Source organism: Vreelandella aquamarina (genome assembly GCF_020075495.1).
GTDB lineage: Bacteria > Pseudomonadota > Gammaproteobacteria > Pseudomonadales > Halomonadaceae > Vreelandella > Vreelandella aquamarina_A.
Map to the genome: position 1 here is coordinate 79,296 of NZ_JABYQT010000006.1, position 21,780 is coordinate 101,075.

The window sequence follows — 21,780 nt, forward strand, 5'->3', positions numbered from 1 at the left end:
ATGGAGCCAGGAATGGAAAAGCAGGAACTGTTGCGTGATCTGATCGAGCCGATCTACCGCGCCAAATTTTGGATGCAGCTCATTGGCGTGATGCTGATTATCGGTGGGATCCTCTCGGCGCTGAGCATCGTCGGCATCATCGTGGCCTGGGTGCCCATCTGGGCGGGCGTGGTATTGATGCAGGCGGCCAAGGCAGCCGACAAAGTCTTCCAGAGCGGCGATGAGCGAGAAATGAAATTCGCGCTGAGCAAGATCAAGACATACTTCACCATCTTTGGAGTCATGACACTGCTCTATATCCTTTTCTTTGTGGGCATGCTTCTGTTCGGCGCCGCCAGTTTCGGCACGCTCATGTCGTCCTACTAAATACGTTAGTTGGCCGGTCATGCTTGCCCATCAACGGCTATCGCTCTGCGATAGCCGTTTTTAGTGGCAGGTAGCTCGTGGCACCGTTCTACTGAGCGCATGTGCTTTTGCCTTCATCATGAACGCTCGGCATGAAGGCGCGACCTATGGCACCATATCCTGCCCGTCTCGCCCCCTGCGCTGCTTTCAGCGATGAAGGAACCCTGCCATGCCGCTCTCGACCACACCGCCCCTTACTCCCGGATTCATGGTGGTGCACGCCAACCGCCTGGAAGACCTGCGGGGGCTTGCGGTGGAGTGGATGCGCCTGCACCCGCTGGGCCCGCTCGAGAACGAGACCATCCTGGTGCAGAGCAACGGCATCGGCCAGTGGCTGAAGCTGGCCCTGGCGGAAGACCCGGCACAGGGCGGGGCCGGCATTGCCGCTGCGCTCGACGTCACCCTGCCCGCGCGCTTTCTCTGGCAGGCCTACCGCACGGTGCTGACCGAGCTTACCGGCGACAGCGGCGCGGTGCCGGAAACCTCGCCGTTCGATAAATCGCGCCTGGTATGGCGTTTGCTGCGCCTGCTGCCGGACCTGGCCACGCAGCCCGTGTTCGCGCCGCTTGCCCGCTTTCTGGAAACCGACCGCGACCAGCGCAAGCATTACCAGCTGGCCGAGCGCCTGGCGGACCTGTTCGACCAGTACCAGGTATACCGCGCCGACTGGCTGGACGCCTGGGCGATGGGCCGCGACGTGTTGATCAGCGCCCGCGGCGAAACCCGCCCGCTCGAGGAACACCAGCGCTGGCAACCCGCCCTGTGGCGCGCTCTGCGCGATGATGTCGCCGCCACCCAGGGCGAGGCGGGCCTGAACAGCAGCCGCGCCCAGGTGCACAGCCGCTTTCTGGCGGTGGCCGGGCAGCTCGAAGACGGCGGCTGCCCCCATGGCCTGCCCCGGCGGTTGATCATCTTCGGTATCTCGTCGCTTCCCCAGCAGACGCTGGAAGCGCTGGCCGCACTTTCGCGCTGCTGCCAGATCGTGCTGTGCGTGCACAACCCCTGCCAGTACTACTGGGCAGATATCATCGAACACAAGGACCTGCTGCGCGCCCACCGCTACCGCCAGCGGCGCAAGGCCGGCATGCCAGACGCCCTGGACGTACTTGGCGACGGCGACGTGGACAGCGCCCTGCACCTGCACGCCCAGCCGCTGCTGGCCGCCTGGGGCAAGCAGGGCCGCGACTACCTGCGCCTGCTCGACGAGCACGACGACGCCGGCAACTACCAGACCCTGTTCGAACAGCAGGCGCTGCGCATCGACATGTTCGAGCCGTTCACCACGGTTGATCACAGTTGCCTGCTCAGCCAGCTCCAGGACGACATTCGCGAGCTGCGCCCGGTGGCGGAAACGCAATCCACCTGGCCGGCGGTAGACGTAGAGCAGGACGACTCCATCGTCTTTCACATCGCCCACGGCCCCCAGCGCGAAGTGGAGATTCTGCACGACCAGCTGCTGGCCGCGTTCAGCGCTGACCCGGAACTGCGCCCGCGGGACATCATCGTCATGGTGCCGGATATCGACCGCTACGCGCCGCATATCGAAGCGGTGTTCGGCCAGTACCGCTTGAACGCTCACCGTGCCAGCACCGGGCGTGATGACCCGCGCTACATCCCCTATACGCTCTCGGATCAAGCCAGCCGCCACCGCCTGCCGCTGATGATCGCGCTCGAGAAGCTGCTGCGCCTGCCGGAGCTGCGCCTTTCGGTGAGTGACCTGCTGGACCTTCTCGACGTGCCCGCCCTGCGCGAGCGCTTCGGCATCGAAGAGAGCGACTTGCCCACGCTCAACCGCTGGATCGAGGGGGCGGGTATCCGCTGGGGGCTCAACGCCGAACAGCGCACCCGGCTGGATCTCCCCAAGGGCCTGAGCCAGAACACCTGGGCCTTTGGCCTGCGCCGACTGCTTCTGGGTTACACCGTGGGGGTGGCCGGGGCGTGGCAGGGCATCGAGCCCTTCGATGATATCGGTGGGCTCGAAGCCTCGCTTGCCGGGCCGCTGGCCACGCTGCTTGAACGCCTGGAAGCGACTTGGGAAACGTTCTGCCAGCCCGCCACTGCCGCCGAGTGGGTGGCAAGGCTTCGCACGCTTCTGGAAACCTTCTTCTTGACCGACGACGCCCAGGAGAGCGTCATGCTCACCAAGCTCGAAAGCGCGCTTCAGCAGGTACTGGAAAGCACCGAAGAAGCCGGGCTCGATGAGCCACTGCCGCTTTCCATGGTACGCGAGCACTGGCTTTCACAGATCGACGAGCACAGCCTTTCCCAGCGTTTTCTGGCCGGTGCGGTCAACTTCGCCACCCTCATGCCCATGCGTGCGATTCCGTTCAAGCGAGTGTGCCTTTTAGGCATGAACGACGGCGAGTACCCGCGCTCCCAGCCGCCGCTGGATTTCGATCTGATGGGCGGCGACTACCGCCCCGGCGACCGCTCGCGCCGCGAGGACGACCGCTACCTGTTCCTGGAAGCACTGCTCTCCGCCCGCCACCAGCTCTATATCAGCTGGGTGGGCCGCAGCCAGATCGACAACAACCCCATGCCGCCCTCGGTGCTGGTGGGCCAGCTGCGCGATCACCTGGCCGCCGGTTGGCAGAGCCAGGGCGAGACACCGCTTCTGGAGGCGCTGACCACCGAGCACCCGCTGCAACCGTTCAGCCCGCGCTACTTCGAAGGGCAGGCCCGCTCCCCCGCCGAGGCGCGGCTGTTCACCTACGCGCACGAGTGGCACGCGCTGCACACCCCGCCTGCCCCGCAGGATACCCAGACCAGCGCCCTGCCCACCTTCGAGCAGGACATTCCACTCACGCTCGCCCAACTGGGCGGTTTTCTGCGCGAGCCGGTCAAGGCGTTCTTCAATAACCGCCTGGGGGTCTACTTTGAGCAGGAAGCGCTTGCCCAGCTGGATGTCGAGCCGTTCATCCTCGACGGCTTGCAGCACTGGCAGTTGCAGGACCAACTGATTGCCGCCCAGCGCCAGGCAGTGGATAACGGTGAGCCACGGGAAGACGCCATGTACGCCGCCCTCGAGCGCATCAAGGGCCAGGGGGTGCTGGCGGTAGGCGCCTTTGGCGAGCGCATGCGCGAGGCGCTGGCCGAACCCATGGAAGCGCTGTTCTTCGAGTACCAGAAGGCGCTCAACGAGTGGCCCCACCGCGCCGATACCCCGCTGGCAGTGGCGTTCAGCGCCCACGGCCTGGAGGTGGCGGATTGGGTCAACGAGATTCGCACGGATGAAGAGGGCAACCGCTGCAGGCTGCTGCTGCTCAGCAGCAGCCTGATCAGCCAGGGGCGCGGGCGCGGCCAGTACCGCTGGCAACACCTGTTGCGCCCCTGGGTAGTACACCTGGCCGCCAATACGCAGACGCCCATGACCACCCAGCTGCTTTCCAAGGCGGGCCACGTGCACCTGGCCCCGCTGGACGCCGACACGGCACGCACGCATCTGAACGACCTGCTGGCGTGCTGGCAGGCGGGCATGGAAAGCCCGCTGCCGCTCGCCCCCCAGGCAGCATTCGCCTGGCTGGGCAAGGAAGGCAGTGCGGAGAGTATCGAAGACGGTGCTGAACAGGATATCGAGGAGAGCGATGCCTACCGCGCGGCGGCCAGCGCCTACGAAGGCGACCGCTATCGCACCGGCGAAGTGCAGCAAAGCGCCTATCTGGCGCGCCAGTGGCCGAGTTTCAAGGCGCTTTACAACGCCTGCGCCCAGGGCCACGGCTTTGCCACGCTGGTTGAAACGCTCTACGCCCCGCTCTACCGCGCCATCAAGGAGTAGCGGCGCGGCAACGGCTCAACGGTGGTGGCCGTTGAGCGCCAGCACCCGCTTGGCCAGCGAGATCATTTCCGGGTCGCCGGTGTTCTTTTCCGGCACGTCGGAAAGCTTGATCACCGGCAGCCAGCCCTGCCCTTCGGGGCGGGCATCGACCATCTTGATCACCATGTTCATCGGGTCCACCCCCACATCGTTGGTGAAGTTGGTGCCGATGCCAAAGGCCATGCCGATCTGGTCCTGGCAGAACGTCTGGATACGCTCGACCTTCTCCGGGGTCAGCGCATCCGAGAAGATGATCGTCTTGCTCAGCGGGTTCACACCCAGGCGCTGGTAGTGGCTGATGGTTTGCGCCGCGAAGTCGATGGGGTCGCCGCTGTCGTGGCGCACGCCGTCAAACAGCTTGGCGAACTTCTTGTCGAAGCTGTCGAAGAAGGCTTTCGAAGTGAAGGTATCGGTCAGCGCAATGCCCAGATCCCCCCGGTATACGTCCACCCAGTTCTCCAGCGCCAGGCTGTTGGCCATCTTGAAGCCGAAGCGCGCGCCGTGGAACATGAACCACTCGTGGGCGTGGGTGCCGATCGGCTTGACGCCGTGGCGCATGGCCAGCAGCACGTTGCTGGTACCGGTGAACGACTCGCCGCCGTGGTGGCGAAGCGCGCCCACCACGCGGTCGTGCACGTCGAACGAGAAGCGCCGCCGGGTGCCGAACTCGGCAATCTTCAGGCCCATCTGGCGGTAGTGCTCGATCTTTTCCTGGGTACGCTGCTCGATCAGCGCATGGCTATCCTGTGATACCGTAATGCCGCGCAGGCGATACCAGAGCTCGCTGATCAACGACATCAGCGGTACTTCCCACAAGATGGTGCGATACCACGGGCCTTCGATCATCACCGAGAGATCCGTCCCCTCCTGCTCGATCACCACTTCGCTCGAGTCGTAGCGAAAGCCCGCCAGAAAATCGAGATAAGTGGGGTCAAGATACGGACAGGTGATCTCGAGATAGCGCTTCTCGTCTGCGCTCAGGCGCAGCGTCTGCATGTTGTCGACTTCACGACGCAACGCCGCGCCAAAGCCTTCCGGGAACTCATGCTCGCCGCGATTGATGAAAGCGTAACGTACATGCGCGTACGGAAAGCGTTTGATCACGGCATTCTGCATCGTGATCTTGTAGAAGTCGTTATCCAGAAGCGAGGTCAGCATGGAGTCTCATCGTCAGCGTGAACGTAAAGCCGCGGTAGTGTAAACGGGTCGCCTCTATCATGGCGAGCCGACAAGATTAGCAGCTGGCGGCACTATCTCCCAGCCCGCCCGCCGCTCAAGCCGCGCCATGGGCCCTTTTTTGCGCCGCTTTTGCTCCCTACTGGCCATCGCGATATAGTGCCCGCTACCGCCCCTTCCTCGCCAGGGGCGCTCTGTTTTGCGCCTGCCGTGGAGATCAGCGATGAGCCAGCCTGCCCCGCTCAACCCCTTGAGCCTGCCTCTTCACGGCAGCCGCCTGATCGAAGCCAGCGCCGGTACCGGCAAGACCTTCACCATCGCGCTGTTATACGTGCGCCTGGTGCTGGGCGCACGCCACCCGGAAGACGACGCCGCGTTCATCCGCCCGCTGACCCCGCCGGAGATTCTGGTGGTCACCTTCACCAACGCGGCTACCCAGGAGCTTCGCGAGCGGATTCGCAACCGCCTAGTGGAAGCCGCAGAGGTCTTTCGTGAAGACCAGGCCCTTGCCGACTCCCCGAGCGACCCTTTGCTTCTCGAGCTGCGCAGTGAGTATTCACCCTCGGCCTGGCCCGCCTGCGCACGGCGCCTGGCGCTTGCCGCCGAGTGGATGGACGAGGCGGCGGTGTCCACCATTCACAGCTGGTGTTACCGCATGCTGCGCGAGCACGCGTTCGATAGCGGCAGCCTCTTCTCGCTGAACCTGGAGAACGATCAGCGCGAGCTTGAGCAGGACGTGGTGCGCGACTACTGGCGCACCTTCTACTACGCCCTGGAAAGCGACGCGCTGGAGAGCATTGTGGGCTACTGGCCCTCTCCGGATGCCCTGCACGCAAGCCTTCAGCGCCTGTTGCCCGAGTGCGACGCCCTGGGCGAGCCGCGCCCTGAGCCTGCGCAAACGCTTGCGACCTGCCAGGCCGCCCGCGCCGCCAAGCTTGAAGCACTCAAGGCCCCCTGGGCCAGCTGGCTGGATGAGCTGGTACCAGCCCTTGAAGACGCCGCAAAGCGCAAGGCCTTCAAGGGCCAGAGCTTCAATGCCAAGAGCCGCGCCAACTGGCTGGGAGCGCTCAAAGAGTGGAGTGAAGGCAGCAGTGATCGCCCGGCCCTTACCGACGCCGCCTGGAAGCGCATGACCCCGGAGGGCATGGTAGAAATCTGGAAAGAGGGCGCACCGCCCTGCCCGGCGGCCTGGGAGGCGCTGGCCGCGCTTCCCGGCGAGCTCAACGCCCTGCCCGAGCCGCGCAACGATCTTCTGATTCACGCCGTGCAGTGGTGCCGCGCCCGGCTGGAGCGCGAGCAGGAGCGCCGCGCCGAAATGGGCCCGAACGATTTGTTGACCCACTTGGACCGCGCCCTGCAAGGCCCGAACCGGGAAGCGTTGGCCGCGCAGATCCTGCGCCAGTTTCCGGTCGCGCTGATCGACGAGTTCCAGGACACCGACCCGATCCAGTACCGAATCTTCAACGCCGTGTATGACGCTGCAAAGCCGCGCCGCGACAGCGCCATCCTGCTGATTGGCGACCCCAAGCAGGCCATCTACGCCTTCCGCGGCGCGGATATCTTCACCTACCTGAAGGCCCGCCAGGACACCGAAGGCCGCCACGTTACCCTGGGCACTAACTTCCGTTCGAGCAAGGCCATGGTAGAAGCGGTCAACCACTGCTTTCACTACGCCGACCAGCACGACGCCGGCGCCTTTCTGTTTCGCGATGCCGCCGGCCACAACCCGCTGCCCTTTCTGCCCGTCAAGGCCAAGGGCCGCCGCGAACAGCTGGTGTGGAACGGCGCACCGCTGCCCGCCATGACGCTGTGGGAACTCGCAAGCGACGAGCCGCTTTCCAAGACCACCTATCAGCTGGAAATGGCCGAACGCTGCGCCTCACACATGGCCGAGCTGCTTAACGCCGGGCGCCAGCAGGAAGCCGGCTTTGCCCTCGATGGCGACCTCACCCCGCTCAAGCCCTCGGACATGGCGGTGCTGGTCAACGGCCTGCAGGAAGCCCGCGCCATTCGCCTGGCGCTGGAGAGCCGCGGCGTGAAAAGCGTGTACCTCTCGGATAACGACAAGGTATTCAGCTCGCCTGTTGCCCAGCAGCTGGAAACCTGCCTGCGCGCCTGCGCCGAGCCCCAGGCAAGCTCACGCCAGGCGGAAGCCAAGCTGCGCGCCGCCCTTGCCACGCCGCTTCTCGGCCTGACGCTTGCAGAGCTTGACCACCTGAACCAGAGCGAGCTTGCCTGGGAAGCGCGGGTCGAGCAGTTCAGCCGCTACCACCGCCTGTGGCAGCGCCAGGGGGTGCTGCCGCTGGTGCGCCGGCTGATGGTCGATTTTGCCATTGCCGAGCGGTTGCTGGGCGAGTTTGCCGAGGGTGAGCGCTTGCTTACCGACCTGCTGCACCTGGGCGAGCTGCTTCAGCAGGCGAGCCAGGAGCTTGACGGCGAACACGCCCTGATCCGTTTTCTGACGGAAGCCATTGCGGAGCCTGAAAGCCACGGCGACAGCCACAAGCTGCGCCTGGAAAGCGACGCCGACCTGGTCAAGGTGGTCACCATCCACAAATCCAAGGGGCTTGAGTACCCGCTGGTATTTCTGCCCTTCATCGCCAATCACCGCCCCACGAAAGAGAGCGACGTGCCGCTGCGCTGGCACGACGGCGAAGGCAACCTGCAGTTGAGCCTCGGCGCCGACGAGCACACCCTGGCCACCGCCGACCGCGAACGCCTGGGCGAAGACTTGCGCAAGCTGTACGTGGCGCTTACCCGTGCCCGCCACGCCACCTGGCTTGGCCTGGCCCCGCTGAAGGACGGCGAAGGCAGTGCACTGGGCTACCTGTTGAATGGCGGCAAGGCCATTGCCCCCGCCGAGCTGGGCAAGGCGCTGGAAGCGCTGGTGGATGACAGCGAGATTGCCCTGGTGCCCGTGCCTCAGGCCACCGCCCAACGCTTCACGCCAGAGGCGCAACACACAACGCTGGGCCAGGCGCGCACGCCCAGCCGCCCGGCCCGCGAGCAGTGGTGGATTGCCAGCTACTCGGCGCTACGCACCTCCGGCGAGGTGTCCGGCACATTAATGGCGCCTTCCCCCCCCACGCCAGAGCCCACCACGCCCCAGGAAGCCACCACCTTCGAAGTGCTGGACGAACCCCAGGACCTGCTGTTCGATGCGCCGTTTGCCCCGCAGGCCGGTCTTGACACCGCTCAGGCACAAAGCGCCCCTGTAGAGGAAGCCGCTCACCTGCACCGCTTTCCGCGTGGCCCCGGCCCCGGCACCTTTCTGCATGGGCTTTTAGAGTGGGCGGGAAAGCTCGGGTTCAAGCAAGCCCTGGAAGACGCCCCGGCCCGCGAAGACGCCTTGCGCCGCCGCCTGCAGCTGCGCGGCTGGCAGGCGTGGTATGAAACACTGGAGAGCTGGCTTTCAGGGCTTCTACACGCCCCGCTGCCGCTGCCCGGCCAGCAACGCGTGGCATTGAATCAGTTGAGCGGCTACCAGGTGGAGCTGGAGTTCTGGTTTGCCGCCCATCAGGTCGATACCCAGGCGCTGGACGCCTTGGTGAGCAAGCACTTACTCCCCGGCACCCCCCGGCCCGCGCTGGATGCCGACACGCTGAACGGCATGCTCAAGGGCTTTATCGATCTGGCCTTCGAATTCGAAGGGCGCTTCTACGTGCTGGACTGGAAATCCAACTACCTGGGCGGCGACGATAGCGCCTACACCTTGGATGCGCTCAGCACCGCACTGCTGGAAAAACGCTACGACCTGCAGGCTGCGCTCTATCTGCTGGCGCTTCACCGCCTGCTCAAGGCCCGCCTGCCGGACTACGACCCGTACCGCCACCTGGGCGGCTCGCTCACGGTGTTTCTGCGCGGCAGCCGCACCGCCCAGCGCGGCGTGCATGCAGAGCCCGCCCCGGTGGCACTGATCGAAGCGCTGGACGCCCTTTTTGCCGGCACCGCCCGCCAGGAGGCAACCGCATGAACGATGGCTACACCCTGGACCTGTTTGGCGATGACACGCTGGAAACACCCGCCAGCCCCCCGGCTCCCGCCCCCGCGCCTCAACCGCACCCGGCGCTTGCCAGCCAAGAAGCGCTGATGGCGCTATTCGAGCGCTGGGTAGCGAGGGGCTGGCTGCGCGACCTGGACCGGGCGCTGGCCAGCTTCTTCGCCCGTGAGGCCAGCAACACCCCACCGCTGCTGCTGCTCGCCGTGGCCCTTGCCAGCCACCAGCTTGGCCGTGGCCACGTGTGCCTGGATTTGCGCGCCACCCTCGACTCGCCGGACTTCGCCCTTTCGCTGCCGCCGGAAGGCGACGACCTGAGCGACCCGCCGCCGCTGCCAAGCCAGGTGCTCGAAACGCTGACGATCATGCAGTGGCAGGCCGCGCTCGACCACCCTACGCTGGTGTGCGGCGGCCACGGCAACACCCCGCTGGTGTGCGTCAGCAGCCCGCACACCACGCGGCTTTACCTGCGCCGCTACTGGCAGTTCGAACAGACCCTGCATCAGGAGATCGCCACTCGCCTGACCGCGGCAGCGCGGGGTGCCCCAGGCCAGGTGCCACCCCAGAAAGCCCTGCTCAAACGCAGCCTGGATACACTGTTTCCGGCAACCAGCACCCTGGACTGGCAGAAAATCGCCTGCGCCCTGGCCGCCCGCAGCCACTTCGCGATCATCACCGGCGGCCCTGGCACCGGCAAGACCACCACCGTGGTGCGCCTGCTTGCACTTCTTCAGACCCTGCAACTGGCCAACGCCGGGCACGCGCTGCGCATCCGCCTGGCCGCACCCACCGGCAAGGCCGCCGCGCGGTTGAATGAATCCATCGCCGGGCAGGTGGGCAAGCTGCCCATGGGCGAGCTGGAAGCGCTGCTCGACGCGCGCAGCCAGGCGGGCGATGCCAGCACCATCACGATTCCCACCGAGGTCACCACTCTTCACCGCCTGCTGGGCGCCCGGCCGGATACCCGCCACTTCCGCCACCACCCCAATAACCCCTTGGCGCTGGACGTGCTGGTGATCGACGAAGCCTCCATGGTGGATATCGAACTGATGACTGCCGTGCTCAGCGCCCTGCCCGCCCACGCCAAGCTGGTGCTGCTGGGCGACAAGGACCAGCTGGCCTCGGTAGAAGCGGGTGCTGTGCTGGGCGACCTGTGCCGCCGAGCCGAGGCTGCCCACTACACGCCGGAAACCGCCCAGTGGCTGAGCGAGCTCACCGGCCAGCCCCTGCCGGACGGCCTGACGAACCACGCAGGCCAGGCGCTGGACCAGGCGATTACCATGCTGCGGGTCAGCCACCGCTTCGACGCCCAGAGCGGCATCGGCCAGCTGGCCCAGGCGATCAACCAGCCGCTGAGCCGTGACCTAAACGAGCGTGACAAGCAGAGCGCCGTGCAGGGCGCGCTGCGCCACGGCTATGCCGACCTGCACCACCTGATCTTGAGCAGCGAAGACGACACCGCCCTGGAGCGCCTGGTCATCACCGGCTCCCCCGAGCGCTTTCCCAACGCTGGTAAAGGCCGTGTGGATAAGCGCAGCGGCATAGAACTCGCCCCGCCTACCGGCTACCGCCACTACCTCACCGCCCTCAGAAACCAGCGCCCGGATTCAGGGGTGGCGTTCGAGGACAACCGCGAGCCCTACAACGCCTGGGCTCAGCAGGTGCTGAACGCCTACGGCCACTTCCAACTGCTGTGCGCGCTGCGTAAAGGCCCCTGGGGCGTGGAAGGCCTGAACCTGCGCATCGCCCGGGTGCTGCGCCGCGAAAGGCTTTTAAGCGCCAGCGATATGGAGCTTGAAAAAGGCTGGTTTGAGGGCCGCCCGGTGCTGGTCACGCAAAACGACTACAGCCTGGGGCTGATGAACGGCGATATCGGCATTACACTCGCGGTGCCCGACCCGCGCGCACCGGGAAGAACCTTGTTGAGAGTCGCCTTTCCCAACAGCGACCCGGAAAAACCCATCCGCTGGGTATTGCCCTCGCGCCTGCACGCGGTAGAAACCGTGTTCGCGATGACGGTGCACAAATCCCAGGGCTCGGAGTTTCTGCACACGGCGCTGCTGCTGCCCGCTACCATCAACCCGATTCTGACGCGGGAGTTGGTGTATACCGGCATCACCCGCGCTCGGGAGTGGCTGACCGTGGCGGAAGCCAAACGCGGTATCTTGAATGAGGCGGTGGTAAGGGAAGTGATGCGGGCTTGATCGCTACCCGCCCCTTGCTAAAACATGGAATGCTGACGTTTCGAGAGCCGCGTTTAACTATCATGGAACGCCCCCACTCGGCGTATCAATGCAAAGGAGTTGCACATGAAGCACCACGAAAAGGCCGGCCACATCGGGCGCAAGGGCCTTTCCAAACTGGCCAGGTTTGGCCGCTACGAAGTCGCTATTCTGCTGGGCCTGGCGGTACTTTCCGGCGGAATCTGGGCCTTCGTCGAGCTGGCCAGTGAAGTGATCGAGGGCGGCACCCAGAGCCTGGACGAGCGCTTGCTGCTCGCCCTTCGCAACCCGGCGGATCTTAACGACCCGATTGGCCCGGGCTGGCTCGAGGAAATGGGCCGGGACTTTACCGCTTTGGGCGGCGTGGGCGTGCTGGTGCTCATCACGGTGGGCGCGCTTGGCTACATGTTACTCGCCAGACACTACCGCGCCGCACTCTTTGCCCTGGTGGCGGTGCCCGGCGGCATACTGCTCAGCACCCTGATGAAGATGGGCTTCGACCGCGCTCGCCCGGATCTCGTCTCGCACGAAGCGATGGTCTACACCGCCAGCTTCCCCAGCGGTCACTCCATGATGTCCGCCGTGACCTACCTCACCCTGGCCGCCCTGCTCATTCGCGTACAGCCCTCGCTGTGGTTGAAGGCATACCTCCTGGCACTGGCAATACTGATGACCCTGCTCGTCGGCGTGAGCCGCGTTTATCTCGGCGTCCACTGGCCCACCGACGTGCTGGCCGGCTGGACCGCCGGCGCAAGCTGGGCCGCCTTGTGCTGGGTCGTGATGCACTGGATGGAACAGCGGGGGCAGATTGAGGAGGAAGAGGGTGAGGCGGGCGACGGATAAACCAATGTTGAGGGCGAGGTAGGGTACGAACGGTGCGTTATCACGGTTGGCGACGTTGCCGACCCGATGGAGCAGAGTAAAACCTGGGCGTGTATTCTTGCCGATACCCGAGGCCCCGAATTCACGCCTTTAGAGCCTTTCGCCCAGTATGGCAACGGTGGTTTTGGCTATCGTGATGACAGCGGACGCGTGATCATCGCCCCGGTGACTAACGCCACTTCGGATCATCTCGTTCATCTGGCCTTCTTCACGAACTGATACCGGTCATAACCTTGCTCGGCATTAAACTTTTTCACGGACCCGGCAGGCGTCGCCATGTTCTGCCATAGTGAAAGATCACCCCGTACTCAAGGAGAGAGCACATGACCCGTACCGCACGCGTGGAACCGATCAGCGACGATCAGGGCGATGCCATCATCGTTTCAGGATGGCGTGTCATGGATGTGACTGACCTGGACGCCCCCAGGGAAATCTCGCGCCACGACCAGGAGCCCGAGGCAATTGAAGCGGCGCGCCGCTTCGAGGCCGAGACGTCCAGCGAGCCCGGCTCCGACCCGGACGACACTCAGGATTACGACGGCTCGCAGATGGATGTGGGCAAGCACGACGAATAGCCTTTTTCAGCCGGTTTGATATCAAAAAGGGCATGGCGCCGTTGAAGCACCATGCCCTTTTCGCGTTCATGTAAAGGCTGTCTAATCCATTACATTGATACTTGGCGACTCACCGCCTACCTGGCGATAGTGTTCGGCATTCACCAGTTCGACAAACTGCTTGCCGTTTTTCACGTGGCGAACATGAATCTCACTGCCCTTGGTATAACGGTGGCCGATATTGATCGTGTAGGACTTGAACGCCCAGCTGATAAAGCCAGTAAAGAACAGGGCGCTATCCAGATCGCGCCATTTCACGCCCCGCACACCCTTTTGCCAGGGGAAAACACCTTCATGAAGCCAGATACCCGCGTCATCGATATAGAGCGTTGTGGTACGCACATAGATGATCTGATAGATAAAGCTCACAATCCCTGCCAGTAGCGCCACCCAGCTCAGCCAAGGCTGTTGTACCATCCCCGAAACAACAAGCCCCGCCAACGCGACCAGAATACCTATTACAAAAGGCTTGAAATAGGCCAACCAAGAAAGCTTATAAATATGGGAAGTATCGTTATCGTCTTGCATGCCCTTTCCTGTCTGCATTAGCGGTATCTTGATCATTTTACCTTAATGCATAGGGCTAAGTCCTATTCGGAATAGTGATGATGCTAGTTTGCTTTCCACCATTTCAATATCTGCGGCTCAACCTGCCCCGTGGCCAGCAGTTGCCCACTGCGCGCAAACTCTGCCCACAGCCCGCGCAGGCGCTTGCCGTGTTCGAGCAGCGTAGCTTCGTCCACGTGCTTGACCAGGTCGGCATACTGCCAGCTTCCGGGCTCGCCCAGCAGCAGCGGAAGTTCGATTGTATGGGCGGCGCCGAACGGGTAGCGGCGCTTGCCCCACTCCAGCCGGTAAACGTAGGCATTGCCGCCAGCACGCGTGTGGCGCCGGGCGAACCGGAGCGCATCGCGCTTGTAGACCTTGTGCGTGGTAGCGGCCACCATGGCCCGAGTGGCCGCCTCGCCCATCAAGGGCCAACCGCGCAGGCGCATCAAATTGGGCGACATCACCAGAAACAGCGCGGTTTCTTCCGCGGTGTAGCCGATGAATACGTCAAAATTCGGCGCCGCCCGGCGCCAAGCGGCATCTACCTCGGCTTCCACAGGCAATGGATAGTGGCCGTACTGTGTGCCAAACGGCATGGCAGATCTCAGCCCGAAGCCCTGAGCGGCGTTGACCACCTGTTCCTGCACGCGCAGCACTTCATCCAGCGGCGCCTCGTCGTTCAAGGCGGCGGCCTTTTGGCCCATTCTGGCGTTCATCTTTGCCCGGCCCCGGCTGATGCCCAGCGGTGCGCTTTGAATGATGACGCGCTGGAAAAGCCCTTGCGTGCCTTCGGCAATCATCAAGTGCGCTGCCGCATCGCCCCCGGCGGAATGACCGAACAGCGTGACATTACCAGGGTCGCCGCCCATGGCGGCAATATTGGTGTTGATCCAGCGCAGCGCCGAGATAAGGTCCAGCAGGCCCAGGTTCGCCGGGCGGTCGGCGTAGCCGCCGAGAAACCCGAGCAAACCTAGCCGGTAATTCACGGCCACCACGATCACATCCTGTTCGAGCGCCAGCGGGCGCACGTCGAACACCGCAAGATCCGCCGCGCCAAACACGTAGGAGCCGCCGTGAATCCACACCATTACCGGGCGTGGCTTTGTGGCGGGGCTATCCGGAACGGTAACCGAGAGATGCAGTTCACCTTCGCAGTAGGCCGCTTCCTTAGGGGTAACGCCCAAGGCCGCATCCAGCTCGGGAATGGTGTTTTGCGGCAAGGCTGGCGACCACTCGGTGGCGTGAATGGGCACAGTGGCGGGCGGCTCATCTTCTGGAGCGCAGAAGCGCTTGGCGCGGGCGTAGCGAATACCCGTGGCGCGAATCACGCCGCGATCCCGCCAGCCGATGATTTCACCCGCGAGGGTAGTGAAGCGTGGAGCATCCTGCTCAATTGGCTCGGCGTGGGGCATGAGGGTCCTTGAGGTTTAAAAATTCTCGCTACTGGGAAGCGTATATCGTCACGAGCTGTAGCCGCTCCTGCCAACAGTATGAGTCTGCGCGCCCATCACGGCACCAGCCACTGCCCTGCCCAATTATCTGCCCGCTTGAATACTGCGCGCCGGTGCTGCCGGCCCAGGTGCAGCGCCTCTATCGCTTTAACCTCGAACCACAGCACCGCAAAGGCATTTTGGGCCGGGGTCTTGGTGTAGGCCAGCGCCTCTGCAATCGGCTCGCCCGGGGCGGAGCCGCTGCTGTAAGCGGCGCGGGCGTGTTCGGGTATTTGCTGCCAGCGCGCGCTCGCCTCTTCGCCGCTCAGCAGGGTGACGTCGGCTTCAAGGCGCAGTTGCAGCTTTTGCTCGGCGTCCCACACGTGCAGTGCGGCCACGGGGTGGGCGCGCAGGGCGGCAATCTTGTGGGAGTGAATATCCGTGTAGGTGGCAAGTGTTGCGGCCTGCGGGTCGGCTTCGCGCAGAACCACCGTGCGGGCCTGGGGCATGCCGTTTTCGCTGACCGTGGCCAGGGTGGGTTGACGGGCCGGCGCGTGGCGGTCGTTGACGCCCTGGGTCAGGCACGCCCAGAGGTGGTTGTAGAGCAGCGGCAGCGCTTCTGCCCACGGGTGCTCGCTTGTCGCCATGGAGTACCTTTGCAGTGAAAATTTAGCGGGTTTCTCATGCGTGTGCGGTTATTGACAGCATGTGCTGGAACGGCTCGATGCGGCTTACTGGCGTACCCCTTCATCTCACTACAAAGCGGCCGTCTCGTCTAGGCATTGGGGCCGCCTTCCAGAATGAACGAATGAAGCTCGATATCGGTGCGAAACTCCCAGCCCAGGCGCTTCCAGAAGCGCTTGCCGGCCTCGTTGTCCACCAGCAGCATCAGGTGCGATTTCTGAATGCCCTCTTCTCTCAGCGCATTCATGCAGCGGCGGACCAGCTCAGCGCCAACACCCTGTTTACGGCACGCCGCCGCGACTGCCAGATGCTGAACAAAACCGCGATGGCCGTCATGCCCCGCCATGATAGTGCCCACCACTTCGCCCTGCAGCTCGGCGACAAAGCTCAGGCCGGGGTTGCGCTTCAGGTAACGGTCGATGCCTTCGCGGGAATCCGCATCGCGCAGCCGCACGCCTTCGGTGTTGCGCCAAAGGGTGGCGGCGGCGGTGTAGTCATCGATGGTCATGGGGCGGTAGTGCATTGACGGGTTCTCGTTCGTTGATTGAGTGCGTTCGCGCCTAGAAATTGATACCCAGCCGCAAGGCCTGAAGACCATCGAGTCTCACGCTTACCTCATCAGAAAAGACCGGATGCCCTTCGATTCCCAGGTTGAGTGCGGCCTGCGAGCCCCGGTAGGTCACGTTCAGCGTCACCTCCGTCGAGGTACTCACCGGCGCCCACAGCCCGTAGTCGACGCTTTCTACACTCACCGCAGAAAGGCCGCGGTTATCGAGCTCTTGCTGCACTTCCTGCTTCACGGCGTGGCCGTAGTAGACATAGATACCTGCATAACCCAACGCCAGCACCACGATCAATGACAATAGCTTACCCATGAACGTCCTCACATTATCGCCGTTCATTCAACGGCCAGAGCGTGATAATGCCAATGGCGAATCCAGGGCACAAGCAGAACCCGTGGCCGGGCACCCGGTGCTCTTGCCCTCAAGAGCGATCAGCGATTGGCACGCCGCCAGGCATCAATGGAACGAGCATAGCCCGGCGGCAGGTTGGCGGGTAACGCATCGACAGGGAACGTCTCGATTCGGGTGTGTTCGTGGCTGACTTGTGGATTAAAGCTCCCGACCAGACCACAGCCATAAGTCACGATGAACACGTGCTTGCCGGGAATCACCTCGAACAGGTAGCTGTCGATGATGCCAAGCGCTTCGACCTCGATATCCAGCTCTTCCTGAAACTCCCTGACCATGCACTCGGCGGCGTCCTCGCCTATTTCGATACGCCCGCCGGGCAACTCCCACTCGTTGCGATCATTGAGCGCCAGCACTACCTCACTTGAAGGCAACAGCAGCACGCCTTTAATGGAGACTGGAAACATGGTTTTTCATCCCCTCGATCAGTTGACCCTGATGGATATGACACAGCACCAGGCTTGGCTCGGTGCCATCAGCCGCCACGATCAGTTCGCCCTCGGCATTCCAGCCTCCGCTGTTGCCGCAGGTTTGCCAGCCACCGGTGATGGAGAGGTGGTTGGAAAGCAGCACCGGCACTTGATGACGCTGTGCCATGCTAGCCAACAGCTTGGCATCCGCTTCGTAACCCGCCTCGGATATCAGGGCACTGGCGATATACACCTGTGCCTGCTGGGCAACCGCGGTCTCGATATGGGCGGGGTTGGCGAAGTCGGCACACACCGCCAGCGCAATGCGCATGTCGTTGACGGTAAATAGATAGTGTTGAGTACCCGATGAGCAGTAGACGTCCTCGCCTTCGTGCAGGTACTGCTTGGCGTAAAACTCGCGCTCGCCACTGGGGAAGCAGATAACAGCACCGATGTGCGGTTTGCTATCTTCGTTGTGCAACGGGCAGCCAGCAATCACCACGATGTTGTGTTGGACGGCGGCGCTAGACAGGGTGTTGAACACGTCTGACGTCTTGGGCATCGCGAGTTCTTCCAGTAGCGCAAGCTCGTATCCGGTTAGCGAAAGCTCGGGAAAGACGACTACATCGGCGCCGTCTTTGGCCACACGCTCGATATAAGCAAGGTGGGTGGCCAGATTTTCGCTGACGGCGCCTTTTGCCACGGGGAGTTGCGCCAAGCCAATCGTGATACTGCTACTGTTCATTCAATCCTCGCTGTCATCTAAAGAAAGGCCTGACTGCCAGCACACGAGCCTAACTGACATCAGCTTTTTGCTCCAACGGCAAACAGGTCTCGTGCGTCGGTTATGCCGGCAAGCTCAACAATTGCGCAATTATGTACAAGCGCAGGATAGCCGTGCTGATTTAAGCTAGCGGCGTGACGAACCAGGAGCGCGCGGGATGCCTAACGCCAGCCGATTTCAATTCATCAAGAGCCAGCACGTGAAAAGTCTCACGGTGCTACACGCGGCAATGGAAGACTTTCGCTACGACCGCCACGCGCATGAGGAGTACGCCTTTGGCGTGACACTGGCCGGACGGCAGGATTTCTTCAGCGGCGGACAGTTTCACAGGAGCCTGCCGGGCAACGTGATCCTGTTCAATCCCGAGGACGTGCACGACGGTCAGCCCGGCGGCGAGCACACGCTGGATTATCTGATGCTGTATGTCGCTCCAGAACAGGTCAATTCACTGTTTGCCGATGTGCTGGGCCGAGAAATCGGCGCAGGCTTTCGCTCATCGAAGACGCTGATTCAGGATGCCAGATTGCGCGGGGCCATTCTGGAGCTGGCATGGATAGTCACCCATGACGTGGGTAGTTGTATCGATCAGGAGAACGCGCTTTACAAGGTGGTGGAGCGAACCGTGCAACTGGATGGCGCGTTTGAAGACGTACAACGCACAACACGGCCGGAGGCGCTGCTCGGCCGGGCGAAAGCCTACATTCACGCTCACCTGGAGCGGGATATGTCACTGGATGAGATCAGCCAGGCGGCGCATCTTTCCAAGTACCATTTCCTGCGCCTGTTTCGCCAGCATTACGGCATCACGCCCCACCAGTACGTGATCAATTGCCGTATCAATGCAGCGCGCGCGGCGCTGGCCGCGGGGGCTACCACTAACGAGGTGGCGCTACGCTTCGGCTTTGCCGATGCGAGCCACTTCAACCGCCGCTTCAAGCGTATCTACGCTGTGACGCCAAGCCAGTACCGGCGCGATATCGCCCGCTGATGCTCGCGCACGGCGCCATCTGCTGAATCGACCACTCCCCGAGGTTTCACCATGCTGGGAATCATCCTGTATGGGCTGGGTGTCATGTATACGCCCGGGCCCGTGAATCTACTCGGCCTGAACATGGGCATCAATGGCCAGGCCAAACGCTCCATTGGTTTTTGCCTTGGCGTGGGCAGCGCGATGCTGTTCTACCTGCTGGTGCTGGGGTTCGCCGGGGCGGCCTGGGTTGGCGGTCAGGCGCTGATGGTGCTCAGCGCGCTGGGCTGCGGCTATATTCTCTATCTCGCCTGGAAGATCGCCCGCGCCAGCGCAAAGCTCGAGACCGCTGAGGCGCCCACGCGGGTGTTCGGCTTTCGTGACGGGCTGATCATGCAACTGCTGAACCCCAAGGCGCCAGTGGCCGTGCTGCCCATCGTCACGCTGCAATTTCCGGCGGCGGGCATTCAGGGGGTGAGTCTGGTCGCCTGGGCCGTCGGTCTTGGCCTGCTTGCCGTCGGCGCGCCCGGCAGTTACATGGCGCTGGGCGCCCTGCTCGGTCAGCGCATCACGAACCCGCGCTGGGTGAAGCGCTTCAATATCGTGATGGCAGGACTTCTGGCAGCGGTGGCGGTGATGATCGGCTTCGAGCACGTGTGGCTGCCGCTTGCCAGGGCGGTGGGCATATAGTTTCCATCGCAAGGCTACCCTACACGTGTCGACTCAAAAGCAGGCACGATGGCCTGCTCTACTCCTTCACGCTACTGCACTTGCGCTTAACTGACCTGCGGTTCGCTCACTTCTTCGCGGCAGTTTCTAACGCTCCTTGAAAGCTCACGAACCAGCCCATGAACCTTGGCAACGGCCTCTTCACCGGTATTGGCCTGCTCGATACAGTCCACCAGCGCCGAGCCCACCACCACCGCGTCGCTGAAGCGGCCGATAGACGCGGCTTGTTCCGGTGTGCGAATACCGAAGCCGACGCCGATGGGGAGCTGGGTATGGCGTTTCAGATCGCCGACCGCGCGCTCGATACTCTCCGGGGTGGCCGCACCGGCGCCGGTGACGCCCGCCACCGAGACGTAGTAGATGAACCCGGAAGCGTTGGCCAGCACCGTGGGCAGGCGTTTGGCGTCGGTAGTGGGCGTGGCCAGGCGGATGAAGTCGATACCGTGGCGGGCGGCGGGCTGGCAGATCTCGTCGTCGTGCTCCGGGGGCAGGTCGACGACGATCAACCCGTCCACGCCGGCTTGCGCGGCGTCTTCCAGAAAGCGCTCGACGCCGTAGCAAAATATCGGGTTGTAGTAGCCCATCAGCACGATGGGGGTGGTGGCGTACTCTTCACGAAAGCGGCGCACCATTTCAAGCGTTTTGGCCTGGGTCTGGCCGCCTTCCAGCGCGCGCAGGGCGGCTTTCTGGATGGCCGGGCCGTCGGCCATGGGGTCGCTGAAGGGCATGCCCAGTTCGATGATATCGACCCCCGCGTCCGGCAGGCCGTTCAGAATACGCTGTGACGTGGCCATATCCGGGTCCCCGGCGGTGACATAGCTCACAAGGCCAGGGCGGTTTTCGGCCTTGAGCGCGGCGAAGCGTGAGGCAAGACGCGAATCGGTTTTCATGGCGGGCTCCTTGTGTACGCTCATTGGAATTTTTCACCCAGATAGTGGGCCACGCTCATCATGTCCTTGTCGCCGCGGCCGCTCAGGTTGACCACCATCAGGTGATCGTGGGGGAGTTTGGGCGCACGTTTGGCGACTTCGGCCAGGGCGTGGGCAGTTTCGAGCGCCGGGATGATGCCCTCCTCGCGACAGCAGATCTGAAACGCCTCGAGCGCTTCCTCGTCGGTGGCCGACACGTACTCGACGCGGCCCTGCTCGTGAAGCCAGGCGTGCTCGGGTCCGATGCCGGGGTAGTCGAGCCCAGCGGAAATCGAGTGGGCGTCGATAATCTGACCATCTTCGTTCTGCAGCAGGTACGTACGGTTGCCGTGGAGTACGCCAGGGGCGCCGCCATTGAGGCTCGCCGCGTGCTTGCCGGTACTCACGCCCTTGCCGCCGGCTTCCACGCCCACCATCTGCACGCTTTCATCCTCAAGAAACGGATGAAAAAGCCCCATGGCGTTGGAGCCACCGCCGATGCAGGCGACCAGCGAATCCGGCAGGCGCCCTTCTTTCTCCTGCATCTGACGGCGGGTTTCATGACCGATCACTGCCTGGAAGTCGCGCACCATGGCCGGGTACGGATGAGGGCCTGCCACGGTGCCGATGATGTAGAAGGTGTCATCGATATTGGTCACCCAGTCGCGCAGCGCCTCGTTCATGGCGTCCTTCAGCGTACCGGTGCCGGAGGTGACCGGAATCACCTTCGCGCCCAGAAGCTTCATGCGGAACACGTTGGGCTGCTGGCGCTCGATGTCGGTGGTGCCCATGTAGATCACGCACTCAAGACCAAAGCGCGCCGCCACGGTGGCGGTGGCCACGCCGTGCATGCCCGCGCCGGTTTCGGCAATGATGCGCTTCTTGCCCATCCGTTTGGCCAGCAGTACCTGGCCGATGCAGTTGTTGATCTTGTGCGCGCCGGTGTGATTGAGCTCCTCGCGCTTCAAGTAGATCTTCGCGCCGCCGAAGTGCTCGGTGAGCCGCTCGGCAAAATACAAGGGACTCGGCCGGCCCACGTAATCGGTTTGAAAGTAGGCGAGCTCTTGCTGAAATTCCGGATCATGTTTGGCCGCGGCGTACTCGTCGCGTAGCTCATTGATCAGCGGCATCAGCGTTTCTGCGACGAAGCGGCCACCGAAGCTGCCAAACATGCCATTGCCATCGGGCAGGCTGGCCGACGGATTGAAGGGTTTGTTCATCACGACCTCGACGACGAG

The 21,780-nt window shown here is 63.3% G+C and carries 19 protein-coding genes; 9 read left to right on the forward strand and 10 right to left on the reverse strand.

Annotation, left to right across the window (positions count from 1 at the left end; translation table 11 throughout):
- Positions 1-12: 12 nt before the first annotated feature.
- Together HW452_RS11105 and recC are read left to right on the forward strand one after the other, a co-directional pair.
- Positions 13-366 (forward strand): DUF5362 family protein, encoded by a 354-nt coding sequence (locus HW452_RS11105; RefSeq protein WP_224106170.1) that lies wholly within the window; start codon positions 13-15, stop codon positions 364-366.
- Between the two features lie 208 nt (positions 367-574).
- On the forward strand, positions 575-4,180 hold the full coding sequence (gene recC / locus HW452_RS11110; RefSeq protein WP_224106171.1) for an exodeoxyribonuclease V subunit gamma: 3,606 nt from the start codon (positions 575-577) through the stop codon (positions 4,178-4,180).
- Positions 4,181-4,195: 15 nt separating this feature from the next.
- On the opposite strand, the gene pncB is transcribed toward recC, so the two are convergent.
- Positions 4,196-5,377 (reverse strand): nicotinate phosphoribosyltransferase, encoded by a 1,182-nt coding sequence (gene pncB, locus HW452_RS11115; RefSeq protein ID WP_224106172.1) that lies wholly within the window; start codon positions 5,375-5,377, stop codon positions 4,196-4,198.
- Positions 5,378-5,618: 241 nt separating this feature from the next.
- Between pncB and recB the strand changes: the two genes are divergently transcribed.
- From recB to HW452_RS11140, 5 genes are all read left to right on the forward strand, one after another.
- Positions 5,619-9,368, forward strand: a complete 3,750-nt coding sequence (gene recB / locus HW452_RS11120; protein ID WP_224106173.1) for an exodeoxyribonuclease V subunit beta — start codon at positions 5,619-5,621, stop codon at positions 9,366-9,368.
- Complete coding sequence (recD, locus tag HW452_RS11125; RefSeq protein ID WP_224106174.1) at positions 9,365-11,596, forward strand: exodeoxyribonuclease V subunit alpha; 2,232 nt, start codon at positions 9,365-9,367, stop codon at positions 11,594-11,596. The genes recB and recD overlap by 4 nt, the downstream gene beginning before the upstream one ends.
- A gap of 105 nt (positions 11,597-11,701) precedes the next feature.
- Positions 11,702-12,457, forward strand: coding sequence for a phosphatase PAP2 family protein (locus HW452_RS11130; protein ID WP_224106175.1), 756 nt, complete (start codon positions 11,702-11,704; stop codon positions 12,455-12,457).
- Positions 12,458-12,523: 66 nt separating this feature from the next.
- Positions 12,524-12,715 (forward strand): hypothetical protein, encoded by a 192-nt coding sequence (locus HW452_RS11135; protein WP_224106176.1) that lies wholly within the window; start codon positions 12,524-12,526, stop codon positions 12,713-12,715.
- Between the two features lie 104 nt (positions 12,716-12,819).
- Positions 12,820-13,071 (forward strand): hypothetical protein, encoded by a 252-nt coding sequence (locus HW452_RS11140; protein WP_224106177.1) that lies wholly within the window; start codon positions 12,820-12,822, stop codon positions 13,069-13,071.
- A gap of 81 nt (positions 13,072-13,152) precedes the next feature.
- Here the strand turns inward: HW452_RS11140 and HW452_RS11145 are convergent, their stop codons facing one another.
- From HW452_RS11145 to HW452_RS11175, 7 genes are all read right to left on the reverse strand, one after another.
- Positions 13,153-13,674 carry a hypothetical protein gene (locus HW452_RS11145; RefSeq protein WP_224106178.1) on the reverse strand — a complete coding sequence of 174 codons (522 nt, stop codon included), beginning with the start codon at positions 13,672-13,674 and terminating at the stop codon, positions 13,153-13,155.
- 47 nt (positions 13,675-13,721) lie between these two features.
- Positions 13,722-15,071, reverse strand: a complete 1,350-nt coding sequence (locus tag HW452_RS11150; RefSeq protein WP_224106179.1) for a carboxylesterase family protein — start codon at positions 15,069-15,071, stop codon at positions 13,722-13,724.
- Positions 15,072-15,166: 95 nt separating this feature from the next.
- Positions 15,167-15,736 (reverse strand): pyridoxamine 5'-phosphate oxidase family protein, encoded by a 570-nt coding sequence (locus tag HW452_RS11155; protein WP_224106180.1) that lies wholly within the window; start codon positions 15,734-15,736, stop codon positions 15,167-15,169.
- A gap of 128 nt (positions 15,737-15,864) precedes the next feature.
- Complete coding sequence (locus HW452_RS11160; protein ID WP_224106181.1) at positions 15,865-16,296, reverse strand: GNAT family N-acetyltransferase; 432 nt, start codon at positions 16,294-16,296, stop codon at positions 15,865-15,867.
- Between the two features lie 37 nt (positions 16,297-16,333).
- Positions 16,334-16,648, reverse strand: a complete 315-nt coding sequence (locus HW452_RS11165) for a hypothetical protein (RefSeq protein WP_224106182.1) — start codon at positions 16,646-16,648, stop codon at positions 16,334-16,336.
- A gap of 119 nt (positions 16,649-16,767) precedes the next feature.
- Positions 16,768-17,151 carry an NUDIX hydrolase gene (locus tag HW452_RS11170; RefSeq protein ID WP_224106183.1) on the reverse strand — a complete coding sequence of 128 codons (384 nt, stop codon included), beginning with the start codon at positions 17,149-17,151 and terminating at the stop codon, positions 16,768-16,770.
- Entirely contained in the window at positions 17,132-17,899 is a 768-nt protein-coding gene (locus HW452_RS11175; protein WP_224106184.1) for a carbon-nitrogen hydrolase family protein, read from the reverse strand. Before HW452_RS11175 ends, HW452_RS11170 begins: the two co-directional genes overlap by 20 nt.
- Positions 17,900-18,095: 196 nt before the next feature.
- On the opposite strand from HW452_RS11175, the gene HW452_RS11180 reads away from it, so the two are divergent.
- Both HW452_RS11180 and HW452_RS11185 read left to right on the forward strand, forming a co-directional pair.
- Positions 18,096-18,926, forward strand: coding sequence for a helix-turn-helix transcriptional regulator (locus tag HW452_RS11180; RefSeq protein WP_224106185.1), 831 nt, complete (start codon positions 18,096-18,098; stop codon positions 18,924-18,926).
- Between the two features lie 51 nt (positions 18,927-18,977).
- Positions 18,978-19,595: a LysE family translocator gene (locus tag HW452_RS11185; RefSeq protein WP_224106186.1), complete on the forward strand. Its 618-nt coding sequence runs from the start codon at positions 18,978-18,980 to the stop codon at positions 19,593-19,595.
- Between the two features lie 86 nt (positions 19,596-19,681).
- On the opposite strand, the gene trpA is transcribed toward HW452_RS11185, so the two are convergent.
- On the reverse strand, positions 19,682-20,524 hold the full coding sequence (gene trpA, locus HW452_RS11190; RefSeq protein WP_224106187.1) for a tryptophan synthase subunit alpha: 843 nt from the start codon (positions 20,522-20,524) through the stop codon (positions 19,682-19,684).
- A 20-nt stretch (positions 20,525-20,544) separates the two neighbouring features.
- Entirely contained in the window at positions 20,545-21,762 is a 1,218-nt protein-coding gene (gene trpB / locus HW452_RS11195) for a tryptophan synthase subunit beta (protein ID WP_224106188.1), read from the reverse strand.
- Positions 21,763-21,780 lie beyond the last annotated feature (18 nt).

What these genes read in the sequence shown, in the direction of transcription:
- HW452_RS11105 (WP_224106170.1), top strand. Translation starts at nt 13, where the DNA reads ATGGAAAAGCAGGAACTGTTGCGTGATCTGATCGAGCCGATCTACCGC.
- recC (WP_224106171.1), top strand. Translation starts at nt 575, where the DNA reads ATGCCGCTCTCGACCACACCGCCCCTTACTCCCGGATTCATGGTGGTG.
- pncB (WP_224106172.1), bottom strand. Translation starts at nt 5,377, where the DNA reads ATGCTGACCTCGCTTCTGGATAACGACTTCTACAAGATCACGATGCAG.
- recB (WP_224106173.1), top strand. Translation starts at nt 5,619, where the DNA reads ATGAGCCAGCCTGCCCCGCTCAACCCCTTGAGCCTGCCTCTTCACGGC.
- recD (WP_224106174.1), top strand. Translation starts at nt 9,365, where the DNA reads ATGAACGATGGCTACACCCTGGACCTGTTTGGCGATGACACGCTGGAA.
- HW452_RS11130 (WP_224106175.1), top strand. Translation starts at nt 11,702, where the DNA reads ATGAAGCACCACGAAAAGGCCGGCCACATCGGGCGCAAGGGCCTTTCC.
- HW452_RS11135 (WP_224106176.1), top strand. Translation starts at nt 12,524, where the DNA reads ATGGAGCAGAGTAAAACCTGGGCGTGTATTCTTGCCGATACCCGAGGC.
- HW452_RS11140 (WP_224106177.1), top strand. Translation starts at nt 12,820, where the DNA reads ATGACCCGTACCGCACGCGTGGAACCGATCAGCGACGATCAGGGCGAT.
- HW452_RS11145 (WP_224106178.1), bottom strand. Translation starts at nt 13,674, where the DNA reads ATGATCAAGATACCGCTAATGCAGACAGGAAAGGGCATGCAAGACGAT.
- HW452_RS11150 (WP_224106179.1), bottom strand. Translation starts at nt 15,071, where the DNA reads ATGCCCCACGCCGAGCCAATTGAGCAGGATGCTCCACGCTTCACTACC.
- HW452_RS11155 (WP_224106180.1), bottom strand. Translation starts at nt 15,736, where the DNA reads ATGGCGACAAGCGAGCACCCGTGGGCAGAAGCGCTGCCGCTGCTCTAC.
- HW452_RS11160 (WP_224106181.1), bottom strand. Translation starts at nt 16,296, where the DNA reads ATGCACTACCGCCCCATGACCATCGATGACTACACCGCCGCCGCCACC.
- HW452_RS11165 (WP_224106182.1), bottom strand. Translation starts at nt 16,648, where the DNA reads ATGGGTAAGCTATTGTCATTGATCGTGGTGCTGGCGTTGGGTTATGCA.
- HW452_RS11170 (WP_224106183.1), bottom strand. Translation starts at nt 17,151, where the DNA reads ATGTTTCCAGTCTCCATTAAAGGCGTGCTGCTGTTGCCTTCAAGTGAG.
- HW452_RS11175 (WP_224106184.1), bottom strand. Translation starts at nt 17,899, where the DNA reads ATGAACAGTAGCAGTATCACGATTGGCTTGGCGCAACTCCCCGTGGCA.
- HW452_RS11180 (WP_224106185.1), top strand. Translation starts at nt 18,096, where the DNA reads ATGCCTAACGCCAGCCGATTTCAATTCATCAAGAGCCAGCACGTGAAA.
- HW452_RS11185 (WP_224106186.1), top strand. Translation starts at nt 18,978, where the DNA reads ATGCTGGGAATCATCCTGTATGGGCTGGGTGTCATGTATACGCCCGGG.
- trpA (WP_224106187.1), bottom strand. Translation starts at nt 20,524, where the DNA reads ATGAAAACCGATTCGCGTCTTGCCTCACGCTTCGCCGCGCTCAAGGCC.
- trpB (WP_224106188.1), bottom strand. Translation starts at nt 21,762, where the DNA reads ATGAACAAACCCTTCAATCCGTCGGCCAGCCTGCCCGATGGCAATGGC.